The sequence below is a fragment of the Sphingobium cupriresistens genome, assembly GCF_004152865.1.
Taxonomy (GTDB): domain Bacteria; phylum Pseudomonadota; class Alphaproteobacteria; order Sphingomonadales; family Sphingomonadaceae; genus Sphingobium; species Sphingobium cupriresistens.
In genome coordinates, this window is the sequence record NZ_SEOO01000002.1 from 194,693 (window position 1) to 208,741 (window position 14,049).

A 14,049-nucleotide genomic window follows, 5' to 3' on the forward strand; every position below is an offset into this window, starting at 1 on the left:
GGGAGATTCCATGACGACCCTGTTCGACCCCGTCCAGATCGGCGCCATTACCGCGCCAAACCGCATCCTGATGGCCCCGCTGACCCGCGGCCGGGCCACCCGCGACCATGTGCCCACCCCGATCATGGTCGATTATTATCGGCAACGCGCATCGGCCGGCGTCATCATCAGCGAAGCGACCGGCATTTCGCGCCAGGGGCTGGGCTGGCCCTATGCGCCGGGGATCTGGTCCGACGAGCAGGTCGCCGCATGGCGGCCCGTAACGCAAGCCGTCCATGACGCGGGCGGGCGGATCATCGTCCAGCTGTGGCATATGGGGCGTCAGGTGCACAGCGCCGTGACCGGCGAACAGCCGGTATCGTCCAGCGCGACCGCGACGGCGGGCGACGCCCACACCTATGAGGGCAAGGCGCCGTTCGAAACCGCCCGGCCGCTGGGCGTGGACGAGATTCCCGGCCTGATCGATACCTATGTTCGCGCCGCGCATAATGCGATTGCAGCCGGGTTCGACGGGGTGCAGATCCACGCCGCCAATGGCTATCTGATCGACCAGTTTTTGCGCGACAACGCCAATTTCCGCACCGACCAATATGGCGGAAGCGTCGAAAATCGCGTTCGCCTGTTGCGCGAAGTGACGCAGGCGGTGGTGGATGCGATCGGCGCGGACCGGGTATCGGTGCGCCTGTCCCCCAATGGCGATTCGCAGGGGGTGGATGACAGCGATCCCGCGCCGCTGTTCGCCCATGCCGCCGACGTGCTGGACGCGATCGGCATCGCATCGCTGGAATTGCGCGAACCGGGACCGGATGGCACTTTCGGTTCGACCGACGTGCCGCGCCAGTCGCCGCTGATCCGTCAGCATTTCAAGGGGCCGCTGATCCTGAACAGCGATTATGATTGCGGCCGGGCGCAGGCGGATCTGGCCAGCGGCCTGGCCGACGCGATCAGCTTCGGCCGCCCGTTAATGGCCAATCCCGATCTGGTCGAACGGTTCCGCATCGGCGCGCCGCTCAACCCGACGCAGGAGATGGCGACGTGGTACGGGCCGGGCGAGACGGGCTATACCGACTATCCGACGCTGGCGCAGGCAAAGGCGGACGCCTGATCCAGTCGAAAAGGGGCTGCAAAAAAAGCAGCCCCTTTTTTCATCACATGCCGAATCGGTCGCGCAGGGCGAGCATGGCGATGGCCGCCTTGGCCGCCTCGCCGCCCTTGTCCTTTTCGGTCGGCTTGGCGCGGGTCAGCGCCTGGGCTTCATTCTCGACCGTCAATATGCCGTTGCCGATCGCGATCGCGTCCATGCTCAGCGCCATCAGGCCGCGGGCGCTTTCATTCGATACGACTTCGAAATGATAGGTTTCGCCGCGGATCACCACGCCGATGGCGATGAAGCCGTCATAACGGCCGCTTTCCGCCGCCAGCGCGATCGCGCCGGGGATTTCCAGCGCGCCCGGCACCGTCACCACCTCATATTTGTGGCCGGCCTCGTCCAGCGCGGCTTTGGCGCCTTCGATCAGCAGGTCGTTCAGATGGTCGTAAAAGCGGGCTTCGACGATCAGGAATTTTGCCATGATGATATGTCCTTACAGCTCGATCGGCCGTTGCCCAACCACGGCCAGGTCATAGCCGTCAAGCGCGATCAGGCTGTGGTGGCTGTTGGTCAGCAGGATCATGTCGTGGACGCCCAGGTCCGCCAGGATCTGCGCGCCCGCGCCATAATTGCGCAATTCGTCCATGTCGCCGGGCACGATGCCGGCATTATATTGCAGCATCCGGGTCAGCATGTCGGGTTCGTCGCCGCGCAGGATGACGATGATGCCGGCGCCTTCGTCCCCGATAATCTCCATGCAGCGCGGCAGCAGGCCCGTGCGCGCGCCCAGCTTGCCGAACGTGTCGCTCAGCGGCGACATCTGGTGCATCCGCACCAATGTCGGCTTGTCGGGATCGACATGGCCCTTCTGTAGCACCAGCTGCTCGGTCTGGGTCGCCTTGTTGTAGAAGCTGATCGCCTTCCAGTCGCCGCCCCAGCGGCTGTCGAACGTGGTTTCGGCGCGTCGCTCGATCATATGGTCGTGGCGGCGGCGATAGGCGATCAGGTCGCGGATCGTGCCGATCTTCATCTTGTGTTTCTGGGCGAAGGGGATGAGGTCGTCCAGGCGCGCCATCGTGCCGTCGTCCTTCATCACTTCGCAGATGACACCCGACGGGTTGAGGCCGGCCAGCCGCGCGACGTCCACCGCCGCTTCGGTATGGCCGGTGCGCACCAGCACGCCGCCATCCTTGGCGATCAGCGGGAAGACATGGCCGGGCGTGACGATATCGACCTTGCCCTTCGACCCGTCGATCGCCACGGACACGGTGCGGGCGCGGTCGGCCGCGCTGATCCCGGTGGTCACGCCCTCGCGCGCCTCGATCGACACGGTGAAGGCGGTTTCATGCCGGGTGCCGTTGTTGCGGCTCATCAGGTCCAGGCCCAGTTCCTCGGTCCGGCTCTTGGTCAGCGCCAGGCAGATGAGGCCGCGGCCGTGCGTGGCCATGAAATTGATCGCGTCGGGCGTCGCCATCTGCGCGGGGATCACCAGGTCCCCCTCATTCTCGCGATCCTCGTCGTCGACCAGGATGAACATGCGGCCGTTGCGGGCTTCGTTGATGATTTCTTCCGGGCTGGCGAGCGCGGTGCCGCCCTCGCGCTTGAGCAGGTAGGATTCCAGCTTGCCCAGCGTGTCGGCAGTCGGGTTCCAGTCGCTTTCGCCCAGCTTGCGCAGCGAATTGGCGTGCAGCCCGGCGGCGCGCGCCAGACCGGAACGGGACATGCCGCCGTCGGTGACGAGATTGCGGACGGTATCGATAAGGGCAGAGGACATGGAACGACTCCTTCCCACAAGCGGGACGGTGTCGCATATCACACTGTAGTGTGATTAATTCAAGCTATAATCACATGCTGCGGTTGCGAAGGCTTTGCATCCGGTCGAGATACCGCGCCAGCACGTCGATCTCCAGATTGAAGGTCCGACCCTCCGGCAGCGCATCCAGCGTGGTCGCGGTGGCGGTGTGCGGGATGATGTTCAATCCGAAATGCACGCTGCCGTCGGCCTGGTCGTCGACGCTGTTGACCGTCAGCGAAATGCCGTCCAGCGTGATCGATCCCTTGGCGGCGAGCGCGGCGGCGAGGTCGGCGGGCGCCTTGATCGTCAGCCGGGTCGAATCGCCTTCGCGCACCGCCGACACCAGATGGCCGATGCCGTCGACATGGCCGGTCACGATATGCCCGCCCAGTTCGTCGCCGACCTTGAGCGCCCGTTCCAGGTTCAGCCGGCCGCCTTCGCGCCACAGGCCGGGCGCGGTGCGCGCGACCGTTTCGGCCGACAGGTCCACCGCGAACCAGTCGTCGCCCTTTTCCACCACCGTCAGGCAGGCGCCCGAACAGGCGATCGACGCGCCGATGGCGACGCCGTCCATATCATAGGCGCTGCCGATGACGAGGCGCAGGTCGCCGCGCTGTTCATGGCTGCGGATGGTCCCGATGTCGGTGATGATGCCGGTGAACATGTTGCCCCAATCCAATCTTCCGTTCGTCCTGAGCGAAATCGAAGGTGCGGCCGACCATGGGAGGCCATTTCGCTTCGCTCAGTGATAGGCTTCGACTTCGCTCAGCCCGAACGGGTGAGTTTGGGGCTGATCTAAGCGCTCCGAACCGCCTCGTAAACCTCCAGCCGATCGACCCCCAGCGCACGGTTGTCGATCATGCGCCAGCGGCCATGCGCATCGGCCAGGTCGAACAAGCCGATGTCGCCGATCCCGGCCAGTCCCGATCCGATGACGATCGGGGCGCGATAGAGCAGCAGCCGGTCGACCAGCCCGGCGCGCAGGAAGGCGGCGGCCGTTTCCGCCCCGCCTTCGACCAGCAGATGATCGACGCGCTCCAGCGTCGCAATCTCCTCCGGCGCGCCGATCCGCGTCCAGCCTGCCGGCGCGTCGCCCCGGCTCAGCAGCACCCGGCGCGGCGATCGGTCCGCCAGCCCCGCCAGCCGCACGTCCAGCGACGGTGCGTCCGCCCGCAACGTGCCGCCGCCCACCAATATGGCGTCGTGCCGCGCCCGCTCCATATGGGCATGGGCGCGCGCATCCGGCCCGGTGATCCAGCGGCTCGATCCGTCGCTGAGTGCGATGCGCCCGTCGAGCGAGAGGCCGAGCTTCAGCGTCACATGCGGCCGCCCCAGCGTCTGGCGCAGCACGAATCCTGCCATGGCGCGCGCGGCGTCGTCCGCCATGAGGCCCATGTCCACCGCCACGCCGCGATCGCGCAGCCAGGCGGCGCCCTGTCCGTCGGTGCGCGGATCGGGATCGCGCAGGGCGATCACCATGCGTGCGATGCCGGCGCGGGCCATCAGGTCGGCGCAGCGCGGCCCGCGCGGGGACAGATGGAAACAAGGCTCCAGCGTCACATAGCAGCAAGCGCCTGCGGCCCGGTCCATCGCCTGGTCCAGCGCCTGCGCCTCGGCATGGGGACGGCCGCCTTTCTGGGTCCAGCCGCGCCCGACGACACGATCATCGCGGACGATCAGGCAGCCGACATTGGGATTGGGGGTGGAAAGGCCGCGCCCGCGCCCCGACAGGGCGATGGCGGCCGCCATATAGCGTCGATCCTGTGCGGATCGCGCCTCTGGGGGCGAAGGCGCGTCGCTCAGGGCTGGGCGGCTCCCGCAGGCGTCCCGCCCGGCGTCTTCGTCGTTGATTCCGCCTTGGCCAGCCGCTCGTCCAGCAGCGCGTCGATCTGCTTCACCGCTTCCTTGCGACGGGCGGTGTTGCGGGCTTCTTCCTCGCGCCATTCGATGCCGAAGGCATCGGCGAAGCCCTGCATCTTCGCCTGATTCTTCTGCAACGCCGCCTCGCGCTTGGCGAAATCGATCTTCTGCTGCAGGATGATCGCGGCGTCGGACCGGTTCGCGTCCCAGCTCTGGACATAGATGATCTTGTTGCGCGTCGGCATCGTATTGGTGTTCGCATCGACCACGAACGTCCAGATGATGACATAGGTCAGCGCAACGGACACGCCCAGCAACGGCCATTTATGCTGCCGCTGCTGCCTGAAATAGCCCCAGAAATCGCCAAGCGCGCTTTTAGGGGAAACGGGACGGGGAAAGATCGCCATGTCGCCCTTATAGGACAGGGCGGGCGCAGATGCAAAATGGTCCATGATGGCTTTCCGCGAAATTCCCTTTCCTTCCCCGCAGCGCTCTCGCCCTATCGCTCCGTCAGGGTGAAGCGCACCGTCAGAATTTTGGTTGAGACCACCGCCACGCCGTCGCGGGTTGCGGGGCGGAAGCGCCATTTGCGCAGGGCGTGGCGCTGGGTCGCCGCCCAGAAGCTCTCGTCCGTGGCGGAGACTTTCTCGATAGCGGTGACGCGCCCTTCGGCGCTGATCGTCACGCGCACCGTGACCGCGCCTTCCAGCCCTTGCCGGATCATCGCGCCGGGATAGTCGGGCTGGAACGCGCCCATTGCGCGGGGATCGATCGCCGGTTCGGTCAGCACCGGCGGGCGGGGCGGATCGATCGGGGGCGGGATGATCGACGGGCCGGGATCGATGCTGTCGCCCGAATCGAGCGCGCCGGTCAGGATCGTGTCACTGGTCGGCATGGGTATGACCGGAACGGTAGCGCTGGGCCGTTGTGGCTGGGGCTGGGTCGGAATCTTGGGGTCGGTCCGAACATCTTCCGTCGGTTCGGGCGGGGGTGGCGGATCGATTGGTATGTTGGAGCCGATGATCGGGGGCGTTGGCGTGACGAACTGGATCACTTCCTTGGGAATCAGCAGGAAGGCGCCGATCAGCAGTCCATGCACCGCCACCGTGCCGCCCAGGCCCAGCGGCGATTTGGGCCCTGCGCCATAGCGTGCTGACCCGCCCGCGTCCGTCGTCCGATTTGTTATAGTCCGTCCCATTGCCGATAGGGTCATGAGTCGCATCGTCTCGCTCCTCGTCTGTCGCATCCTCTCGCCGACGCCGGTTCTTCTTGCCCAAACCTTGATCGTCGATGAAATGATACAACATTATTCTATGATATGTTGCAACATAAAATTTATCGAGCCTGCAACATTGCGGCTGCATCGCGACATATGGCGGCAAAGCGCGGGTGCGAGAGGGAGGCGATCCCGCTTTCAGGAGCCTTCATGCGTTTTCGCCATTGCCTTTCTGCTGTCTCACTCGCTGTCGCGCTGCTCGCTTCCGCGCCGCTTCTGGCGCAGCCGTCCGCCGACCCTGAAAACGGTCCCTGGGCGGCGGATGCCGATGGCGACGGCGGTATCACACGGGACGAGATGCGCGCCTATATGGAGCGCCGCTTCGGCCTGATGGATCAGGACGGCGACGGGCTGGTGCCGGTGCAGGTGATGCAGCGGATGCTGGGCCATGAGCGGCAGGCGCGCGTAACCGCGGAGGGTAGGGTCGGGAAAGAAGGCGGCGCTGGCAATGGGCGAGGTGGTCCGGGCGGTTCTGGCGGTGGCCCCGGTGGTGGTGGTGGTGGCCCCGATGGTGCAGGCGGTCCGCCGCCCGGTGACCACCCCCGTGGCGGCGATCGCGCCGACGCTGCGCCCCCTCCGCCGCCGCCCGGCCGCGCCATGCCCTATCCCGAAGACAGCAATGACGATGGCCAGATCGACCGCGCCGAATTTCTTGCCCCCGCGCTCGCCATGTTCGCCGATCAGGACCGCAATGGCGACGGCGTGCTGACCGCCGAAGAACTGCCGCTGCCGCCGGGCGGTGAGGGGCGTCCCCAGAATTGAGTTTCCCAGCCAGGGATCGGCCGCCTCTCTCTCCTCTGCGCGGCTGGTTCCGCCGGGGCGTGTCGTTTGGCCCGACACGTCCCGGCAACTTTTTGGAGGAGAGGGCTGGTGCGGCCCTATCCCTGAAAAAGCATATCGACGCTGTGGATCGCGAGGCCGACCAGACCGCCGACCAGCGTGCCGTTGACGCGGATATATTGCAGGTCGCGCCCTACGGCATTTTCCAGCCGGCTGGTGACCGTGCCTGCATCCCACCCGCGCACCGTGTCGCTGACCAGCCGCACGATCGCGTCGCCATAGGTGGCGGTCGCGCCCACCGCGGCGCGGCGCACGAAGCGGTTGATGACCAGCCGCAGCCGCGCTTCCTGCTGCAACGTGCCGCCCAGTTGGCGTAGCGCTTCGCCTAGGCGCCCGGCCATCGCCTTGCCCGGATCGCGCACCGCGCGCAGCAACCCGGCGCGCGCCTGTTCCCACATCCCCTCGATCCACCGCTGCATCGCCGGATTATCGACGATCTCGTCGCGAATCTTGGCGACCTTGGCCTGCGTCTCCAGGTCGAATTGCAGGTCGAAGGCCAGCTTGGCCATGCCTTCCTCCGCCTTCAGGCGCAGGCTGTGGCCGGGATCAGCGGCCATGTCCGCCAGCATCTTGCGCAGGCCCGACAGGATGGCGTTGGCCAGATTTTCGTCCAGCCCGGTCCAGCGCAGCACCTTGCCCGCCCGTTCCTGCACCATCTGGCGGATCAGATGCTCGTTCGCCTCCAGCGTGCGGTCCGCCCAATGGATGATGCCGTCCATCACCGGAGCGTGGCGGCCGTCGCGCATCGCCGCCTCGATCGCCTGCCCCGCCAGCGGGCCGATATTGATCGCGCGCAGCCGCTGGCCGATCGCGCCCTTGACCATGCCGCCCAGCCGTTCCTGGTCCAGCGCCTCCAATATATCGGCGATCAGGCGCGATGCGCCTTCGCGCAGCCGTCCCCCGCCCTCGGACGGACTCGCCAGGAAGCGGCCGGCGGCGGCGGCGACATCCATGCCGCGCATCCGCCGCGCGACGACGGCGGGCGTCAGGAAATTGTCGCGCAGGAACAGCGCGAGCGTGTCGCCGATCCGGTCCTTGTTGCGCGGGATGATCGCGGTATGCGGGATGGGCAGGCCCATCGGGTGCCGGAACAGCGCGGTGACCGCGAACCAGTCGGCCAGCCCGCCGACCATCGCCGCCTCGGCAAAGGCCTGGACGAAGCCGATGGCGGGGTGGAGGTGGACGGTGGCGCGCGCGGTGATGAACACCACCGCCATCGCCACCAGCATCCCCGTCGCCACCAGCCGCATCCGCCGCGCGGGGTGCGGGGCGAATTCGCCTCTGGGCCGGGGGATGCGAAACAGCGTCATGGCCGTCCAACGGTTACGCCGCCGTTTCGTTCAGGCAAAGCCTTCTTTTGCCAGCCTCACTCGGCGGGGTGCGGATGGGCCGGCCTATCCTTGTCGTCGCCGGCCTTATAGGTCAGCAGACCCCGGCCCAGCCGCGGCCCGACCCAGCTTTCGATCCCGACCGCCAGGCTGAAAGTCGCCGGCACGATCACCAGCGTCAGCACCGTCGACAGCAGCAGGCCGCCGATCACGGTGATGCCCATGGGCGCGCGCCAGGCGCCATCGCCCGACAGCGCCAGCGCGGTCGGCACCATGCCCGCGACCATTGCGACCGTAGTCATGACGATCGGCTGGGCGCGCTTGTGCCCGGCATCCACGATCGCGTCGAACTTGGGCACGCCCTTCTCCATCTCCTCCAGCGCGAAGTCGATGACGAGGATCGAGTTTTTGGCGACGATGCCCAGCAACATCAGCAGGCCGATCAGCACCGGCATGGAAATGGGCTGCCCCGCGATATGTAGCGCCAGAGCGCCGCCCAACGGGGCGAGCAGCAGCGACCCCAAATTGACGAAGGGCGGCATGATCCGCTTATAGAGCAGCACCAGCACCGCCAGCACCAGCAGGATGCCGGATGCGACCGCGATCATGAAATTGGCCAGCATTTCCGCCTGGAACTTGCTGTTACCCGCCTCGATCTTCTGAAGACCCTGAATCTTCCCGTCATTGATCGCCTTCATCAGCGGCAGCGCGTCGATCTTTTTCGTCGCCTGGCTGGTGACGATGCCGGGCGCCAGGTCCGCGCCCACGACGATACGGCGAATCTGGTTGTACCGGCGGATCTGCGTCGGTCCCGCGCCGAAATGGATGTCGGCTACGACCTTGAGCGGCACCGATCCGCCGCTGACGGTTGGCACCGGCATGTTCTGGATCGTCGCGATATCCTTGCGGCTGTCCTCGGCGATCGACACGCGGATCGGGATCTGGCGGTCGGACAGCGAGAATTTGGCGCTGTTCTGGTCGATGTCGCCGATCGTCGCGATGCGGATCGACTGGCTGAGCGCGGCCGTGGTCACGCCCAGGCTGGCGGCCAGGTCCAGACGCGGGGTGATGATGATTTCGGGCCGCTGCATGTCGCCCTGCACGCGCGGCGCGCGCAGTTCGGGGATGCGCGCCATTTCCGCCACCAGCTGATTGGCCGTCTGCTCCAGCTTTTCCGGGTCATCGGAGCCGAACATCATGATGATGTCGCGGCCGAAACCGCCGCCCGATTGCGACTGGAAATTGACCCGCGCATCGGCGACGGTCTGGAATTGCGGCGCGATCTTGCGCTCCCAATCGACCGAACTGATCGGGCGCGTCTTTTTGAGGGTCAGGAAAATATCGGCCGTGGTCGGCTCGATATCGGCGAAAGCGGCCTCCACTACGTCGGTGTCGGCCGCCAGCATCTCGGCGACCTTGCGGGTGATGGCGGTTGTCTGCGCCAACGTGCTGCCCGGCACCGTTTCGATCTTCACCTGGCTGAAATCGGTGTTGGTGACCGGCTGGAACGTCATCGGCAGCGTCGCGAAGGCGATGATCGTGGCGACGAACGCCAATGCGCCGATGCCCACGGTCCACATGCGATGGTCCAGGAACAGGGCGGTGAAGCGCCGCCAGCCGCCCCGCGCGCGATGGGCGATCGCCCGGCGCTCGTCGAGCGACCAGCGCAGCACGCTCATATAGCGGTCCATCATCCAGCCTTCGCCATGGCTTTCCTCGCCATGGGCTTTGAGGAAATAAGCGGCGATCATCGGCGTGATGAGGCGGGCGACCGCCAGGCTCATCAGCACCGACACGACGACGGTCATGCCGAACTGGATGAAGAACTGGCCCGATATGCCGGGCATCAGGGCGACCGGCAGGAACACCGCGACGATCGCCATGGTGGTGGCCAGAACGGCCAGGCCGATCTCGTCCGCCGCATCGATCGACGCCTGATAAGCGGATTTGCCCATGCGCATATGGCGCACGATATTTTCGATCTCCACGATGGCGTCATCGACCAGCACGCCCGCGACAAGGCTGAGCGCCAGCAGCGAAATGCCGTTCAGCGTGAAGCCCATCATCTCCATGAACCAGAAGGTCGGGATCGCCGACAGCGGGATCGCCAGCGCCGAAATCATCGTCGCGCGCCAGTCGCGCAGGAACAGGAAGACGATGACGACCGCCAGCACCGCGCCTTCGATCATCGCTGCCATGGCCGAATGATATTGTTCCTTGGTATATTCGACGCTGGTGTAGAGCTGCTTGAACTGGACCTTGGGATTTTCGGCCTTCAGCTTGTCCAGCACCTTCATCGATTCGTCATAGACAGTGACGTCTGAAGAACCTTTCGCCTTTTCCAGGCTGAAGCTGGTGACCTGCCGGCCGTTCATCAGGGCCAGGCTGCGCTGTTCGGCATACATGTCGCGCACTTGCGCGATGTCGGCCAGCTTGACCGTGCGGGCGCCGCTGATCGCGATCTGGGTCGCGCCCAGATCGCGGGCGTTGCGGGCGTTGCCCAGCACGCGGATCGACTGTTCGGCGCCGGCGATTTCGGTGCGGCCGCCCGCCGCGTTCAGGTTGACCTGGTTGAGTTGCTGATTGACCTGCGCGGCGGTGATGCCGAAGGCTTGCAGCTTGGCGGGGTCCAGAATGACGCGGATTTCCCGGCTGACGCCGCCGCCGCGATTGACCGCGGCCATGCCGCTGATCGACAGCAGCCGCTTGGCGACCGTGTTATCGACATACCAGGATAGTTCCTCCAGCGTCATATCGGTGGCTTCGGCGCTGAAATAGGCGATCGGGCCGCCATCGATGTCGATGCGCTGGACCTGCGGTTCCAAAATGCCGTCGGGCAGATCGCTGCGAATCTGGTCGACGGCGTTCTTGACGTCGTTGACGGCGCGATCGACCGGCGTGCCGATCTGGAACTGGACGTTAGTCAGCGACCGGCCTTCGGATGCGAACGAGGTGATTTCGTCCACGCCGCTGATGCCGCGCACCGCCGCCTCGACCCGTTGGGTGACCTGCGTTTCCAACTCGGTCGGCGCGGCCCCCGACTGCGACACGGTTACGCTGACCATGGGGAAGCTGACGTCGGGGTTGTTGTTGACGTCCATCCGCATGAAACTGACGATGCCCGCCAGCATCAGCGCGGCGAACAGCACGAGCGGCGTCACCGGGTTGCGGATGGCCCATGCGGAAATGTTGCGAAAATTCATGACGGGCTTCCTTCACCGGACGCGCTGGCGCGTCCGTCCAACCTGTGCCGGACGCAGCATCGCGTCCCATTCAACCTGCTCGCCGCGCCGGTGGCGCGCATCCTGCCATTTAGGGACGCGCGCGGCCGGTGTCGGCCGCGCCTGTCTCCTAACGGGTCTTCAACAATTCCGGTTTCACCTTCTGCCCCGGCGCCAGGAATGCGCCGGCGGAGGTGACGATGCTTTCCGCGCCGTCGATCCCGCTGGTCACGGCGACCCCGGCGTCGGACACCTGGCCCACGGTCACGGCGCGGCGCTCCACCTGATTCTTGGCGTTGACGACGTAGACATAGCTGCCTTTGGCGTCGCTCTGCACCGCCGATTCGGGCAGCAGGGGCGCGCTGCCCGATCCGCTGGTGATGGTCGCGGAAGCGAAGCCGCCCGGCCGAATCGCCGGATTATAGGGGATGGCGATGCGCGCGATGCCCTGGCGGGTCTGGGGATCGACCACCGGCGACACCTGCCAGATGCGGCCGGCGAACTGGTCGCTATGGCCGATCGGCGTCACCATGGCGCTGTTGCCTGGACGCAGCGTCGCCAAGTCGCCCTCGGCCACCTGCGCCTGCAATTCCATCTCGCCATCCTTGGCCAGGCGGAACAGGACGGCGCCGCCCGCCTGAACGATCTGGCCCGGTTCGACCGCGCGGGTCAGGACCAGGCCGGACGCGGGCGCGCGAATGTCCAGCCGACCGGTGCGCGCGCGCTGTTCGGCAAGCTGCGCGGCGGCGACATTGACGCGCGCCGCCGCCGCGTCGCGGGTCGCGGTGCGCTGGTCGATGTCGGCGGCGCTGATGAAACCGCGACCGACCAGCGCCTTGGCGCGGTCGAGCTGGGCCTGGGCGAGCTTCGCGTCGGCGCGGGCCACCTCCACCTGCGCAGCGAGCGATCGGACCTGTTCGACCTGGACCGACCGTTCGATGATCGCCAGCGGCTGGCCGGCGCGCACCCAGTCGCCTGGCTGCACCAGCACCCGCGAAACCATGCCGCCTTCGCCGACGACGCCCACCGGCATGTCGATCCTCGCGGCCAGCGACCCGGTCGCCGTGACGGTGCGGGCGACGACCGACTGGCCGGGCCGAATGACGGTGACGACCGGCGCCTGCGCTGCCGGGGCGGCGGGAGCGGCCGCCGTGTCGCCGCGCATAGATATCCAGGCGGCTGCGGCGACGAGCAGCACGGCGACGCCGCCGCCGATCAGCAGCAGGCGTTTGCGCCGTCGGCGCGCCTCATCTTCGTCGATGACGACCATCGAGTCGCCCACCAGCTGCGTTTCGTAGTTCATGCCGCTCTCGTCTCTCCGGCGCATCGCCATTTCGGCAACTGTGTTATATGAATATAGCACCGCTCTCAACCCCCAATATCATGGTTCAAAGGGGAACGGCAAAGCGATATTGCGGGGCGGATGGAGGGTGGAGTGCGACGCGCCGTTCGTCTATGCTGAAGCACGCATATTGACTTGCCGAATCCGCCAGTCGTGGCGCAGCGGCGACGCCATGCTGGAGAGGAGCGCGCCATGGATTTGCTGGGGTGGATCGTCGTCGGCTTGTTGACCGGAGCCTTGGCCAAGCTGATCATGCCCGGTCGCGATCCGGGCGGCTGTATCGTCACCATATTGCTGGGCATAGCCGGGGCGTTGCTGGCCGGCTTCGTCGGGCGGCTCGCCGGTGTCTATGCGCCCGGCGAGCGCGCCGGCTTCATCGCCGCTATTTTGGGCGCAATCGCGGTGCTGGCGCTCTATCGCTTTTTCGCCGCGCGGCGTTGAAAAGGCGTAAAAAAAAGGGCCGCGCCATGGCGCGGCCCTTTTGTATGTGCGGGATGTGCTGTTAACGCATCGACCCGCGACGAACCAGATTGACGATCGCCAGCAGGATGATCGCGCCGACCAGCGACACTAGGAAGCTGTACAGCGTCAGGCCGTCATTGATCGAGCCGCCGCTGAAGATCAGGCCGCCGATGAATGCGCCGACGATGCCGACCACGATGTTGAGCAGGATGCCCTGCTGCGCATCGGTCCGCATCACCATGCTGGCGAGCCAGCCAATGACGCCGCCGACGATAAGCCACAAGATAATGCCCATGTTACTCTCCTTGACCACGCCCCCAGCGGGTTGGGTGCTGTCTTAACGGAAGAGAAGGCGTCCCGTTCCACGGTGCAAAAAATGATTCCGGGCTAGAAACCATCTTGGCTTTGCGCCGTTTTGCGCGCGCCCGCGGCGGTCGCGGACGGGGGGCAAGTAAAAGGGCCGCCGGATCGGCATCCGGCGGCCCTTTTCGATCATGGGCTGGCGGCCTGGCGGCCGGTCAGTATTTCTGCTGCCGCTCGTAAAGCGACTTGTAATATTGGATGCGGGTCACGCGCAGGCCGTGCATCCCCGATCGATCTACCGCGCGCTGCCAACTGGCGAATTCCTCCAGCGTCAGATTATAGCGCGCGCACGCCTCGTCCACGCTCAACAGGCCGCCATTCACCGCAGCGACCACTTCCGCCTTGCGCCGCACCACCCAGCGGGTGGTGTCGGCTGGCGGCAGGCTGTCGAGGGTAAGGGGTTCCCCGAGCGGCCCGACGACCTGAGCCGGTTTGATTTTCTGGTTCTCGATCATTCTAACCCTCAAAGTGC

14 protein-coding genes are annotated in these 14,049 nt (G+C 66.1%); 3 read left to right on the forward strand and 11 right to left on the reverse strand.

The features are described from left to right. Positions 1-10 precede the first annotated feature (10 nt). Complete coding sequence (locus tag EWH12_RS02245) at positions 11-1,105, forward strand: alkene reductase (RefSeq protein ID WP_129925560.1); 1,095 nt, start codon at positions 11-13, stop codon at positions 1,103-1,105. A gap of 43 nt (positions 1,106-1,148) precedes the next feature. Here EWH12_RS02245 and ribH read toward each other — a convergent pair whose 3' ends face one another. The 6 genes from ribH to EWH12_RS02275 all read right to left on the reverse strand — a co-directional run bounded on the left by ribH (position 1,149) and on the right by EWH12_RS02275 (position 5,967). Next, positions 1,149-1,571, reverse strand: coding sequence for a 6,7-dimethyl-8-ribityllumazine synthase (ribH, locus tag EWH12_RS02250; protein WP_066606879.1), 423 nt, complete (start codon positions 1,569-1,571; stop codon positions 1,149-1,151). A 12-nt stretch (positions 1,572-1,583) separates the two neighbouring features. Further along, complete coding sequence (ribB, locus tag EWH12_RS02255) at positions 1,584-2,864, reverse strand: 3,4-dihydroxy-2-butanone-4-phosphate synthase (RefSeq protein ID WP_129925561.1); 1,281 nt, start codon at positions 2,862-2,864, stop codon at positions 1,584-1,586. Positions 2,865-2,934: 70 nt separating this feature from the next. After that, complete coding sequence (locus tag EWH12_RS02260) at positions 2,935-3,549, reverse strand: riboflavin synthase (protein WP_066606873.1); 615 nt, start codon at positions 3,547-3,549, stop codon at positions 2,935-2,937. A 131-nt stretch (positions 3,550-3,680) separates the two neighbouring features. Then, positions 3,681-4,688, reverse strand: coding sequence for a bifunctional diaminohydroxyphosphoribosylaminopyrimidine deaminase/5-amino-6-(5-phosphoribosylamino)uracil reductase RibD (ribD, locus tag EWH12_RS02265; protein WP_272800213.1), 1,008 nt, complete (start codon positions 4,686-4,688; stop codon positions 3,681-3,683). Next, a complete protein-coding gene (locus tag EWH12_RS02270; RefSeq protein WP_066606864.1) occupies positions 4,685-5,197 on the reverse strand; it encodes a hypothetical protein in 513 nt (170 codons plus the stop codon). The genes ribD and EWH12_RS02270 overlap by 4 nt, the downstream gene beginning before the upstream one ends. A gap of 47 nt (positions 5,198-5,244) precedes the next feature. Continuing rightward, positions 5,245-5,967: an energy transducer TonB gene (locus EWH12_RS02275; protein ID WP_129925563.1), complete on the reverse strand. Its 723-nt coding sequence runs from the start codon at positions 5,965-5,967 to the stop codon at positions 5,245-5,247. Between the two features lie 204 nt (positions 5,968-6,171). Between EWH12_RS02275 and EWH12_RS02280 the strand changes: the two genes are divergently transcribed. Then, entirely contained in the window at positions 6,172-6,783 is a 612-nt protein-coding gene (locus EWH12_RS02280; protein WP_129925564.1) for an EF-hand domain-containing protein, read from the forward strand. Between the two features lie 116 nt (positions 6,784-6,899). Here EWH12_RS02280 and EWH12_RS02285 read toward each other — a convergent pair whose 3' ends face one another. From EWH12_RS02285 to EWH12_RS02295, 3 genes are all read right to left on the reverse strand, one after another. Further along, positions 6,900-8,171, reverse strand: coding sequence for a DUF445 domain-containing protein (locus EWH12_RS02285; RefSeq protein ID WP_129925565.1), 1,272 nt, complete (start codon positions 8,169-8,171; stop codon positions 6,900-6,902). A gap of 56 nt (positions 8,172-8,227) precedes the next feature. After that, positions 8,228-11,392, reverse strand: coding sequence for an efflux RND transporter permease subunit (locus EWH12_RS02290; RefSeq protein WP_129925566.1), 3,165 nt, complete (start codon positions 11,390-11,392; stop codon positions 8,228-8,230). Positions 11,393-11,540: 148 nt separating this feature from the next. Further along, on the reverse strand, positions 11,541-12,713 hold the full coding sequence (locus EWH12_RS02295) for an efflux RND transporter periplasmic adaptor subunit (RefSeq protein ID WP_066606847.1): 1,173 nt from the start codon (positions 12,711-12,713) through the stop codon (positions 11,541-11,543). 231 nt (positions 12,714-12,944) lie between these two features. Between EWH12_RS02295 and EWH12_RS02300 the strand changes: the two genes are divergently transcribed. Further along, complete coding sequence (locus tag EWH12_RS02300) at positions 12,945-13,193, forward strand: GlsB/YeaQ/YmgE family stress response membrane protein (RefSeq protein WP_066606842.1); 249 nt, start codon at positions 12,945-12,947, stop codon at positions 13,191-13,193. A 61-nt stretch (positions 13,194-13,254) separates the two neighbouring features. Here the strand turns inward: EWH12_RS02300 and EWH12_RS02305 are convergent, their stop codons facing one another. Together EWH12_RS02305 and sciP are read right to left on the reverse strand one after the other, a co-directional pair. Then, on the reverse strand, positions 13,255-13,509 hold the full coding sequence (locus EWH12_RS02305; RefSeq protein WP_066607499.1) for a GlsB/YeaQ/YmgE family stress response membrane protein: 255 nt from the start codon (positions 13,507-13,509) through the stop codon (positions 13,255-13,257). 223 nt (positions 13,510-13,732) lie between these two features. Continuing rightward, a complete protein-coding gene (sciP, locus tag EWH12_RS02310) occupies positions 13,733-14,032 on the reverse strand; it encodes a CtrA inhibitor SciP (RefSeq protein ID WP_066606838.1) in 300 nt (99 codons plus the stop codon). Positions 14,033-14,049 lie beyond the last annotated feature (17 nt).

Excerpts from the sequence above, each read along its gene's own strand:
- EWH12_RS02245 (WP_129925560.1), top strand. The coding sequence starts at position 11 with ATGACGACCCTGTTCGACCCCGTCCAGATCGGCGCCATTACCGCGCCA.
- ribH (WP_066606879.1), bottom strand. The coding sequence starts at position 1,571 with ATGGCAAAATTCCTGATCGTCGAAGCCCGCTTTTACGACCATCTGAAC.
- ribB (WP_129925561.1), bottom strand. The coding sequence starts at position 2,864 with ATGTCCTCTGCCCTTATCGATACCGTCCGCAATCTCGTCACCGACGGC.
- EWH12_RS02260 (WP_066606873.1), bottom strand. The coding sequence starts at position 3,549 with ATGTTCACCGGCATCATCACCGACATCGGGACCATCCGCAGCCATGAA.
- EWH12_RS02270 (WP_066606864.1), bottom strand. The coding sequence starts at position 5,197 with ATGGACCATTTTGCATCTGCGCCCGCCCTGTCCTATAAGGGCGACATG.
- EWH12_RS02275 (WP_129925563.1), bottom strand. The coding sequence starts at position 5,967 with ATGCGACTCATGACCCTATCGGCAATGGGACGGACTATAACAAATCGG.
- EWH12_RS02280 (WP_129925564.1), top strand. The coding sequence starts at position 6,172 with ATGCGTTTTCGCCATTGCCTTTCTGCTGTCTCACTCGCTGTCGCGCTG.
- EWH12_RS02285 (WP_129925565.1), bottom strand. The coding sequence starts at position 8,171 with ATGACGCTGTTTCGCATCCCCCGGCCCAGAGGCGAATTCGCCCCGCAC.
- EWH12_RS02290 (WP_129925566.1), bottom strand. The coding sequence starts at position 11,392 with ATGAATTTTCGCAACATTTCCGCATGGGCCATCCGCAACCCGGTGACG.
- EWH12_RS02295 (WP_066606847.1), bottom strand. The coding sequence starts at position 12,713 with ATGAACTACGAAACGCAGCTGGTGGGCGACTCGATGGTCGTCATCGAC.
- EWH12_RS02300 (WP_066606842.1), top strand. The coding sequence starts at position 12,945 with ATGGATTTGCTGGGGTGGATCGTCGTCGGCTTGTTGACCGGAGCCTTG.
- EWH12_RS02305 (WP_066607499.1), bottom strand. The coding sequence starts at position 13,509 with ATGGGCATTATCTTGTGGCTTATCGTCGGCGGCGTCATTGGCTGGCTC.
- sciP (WP_066606838.1), bottom strand. The coding sequence starts at position 14,032 with ATGATCGAGAACCAGAAAATCAAACCGGCTCAGGTCGTCGGGCCGCTC.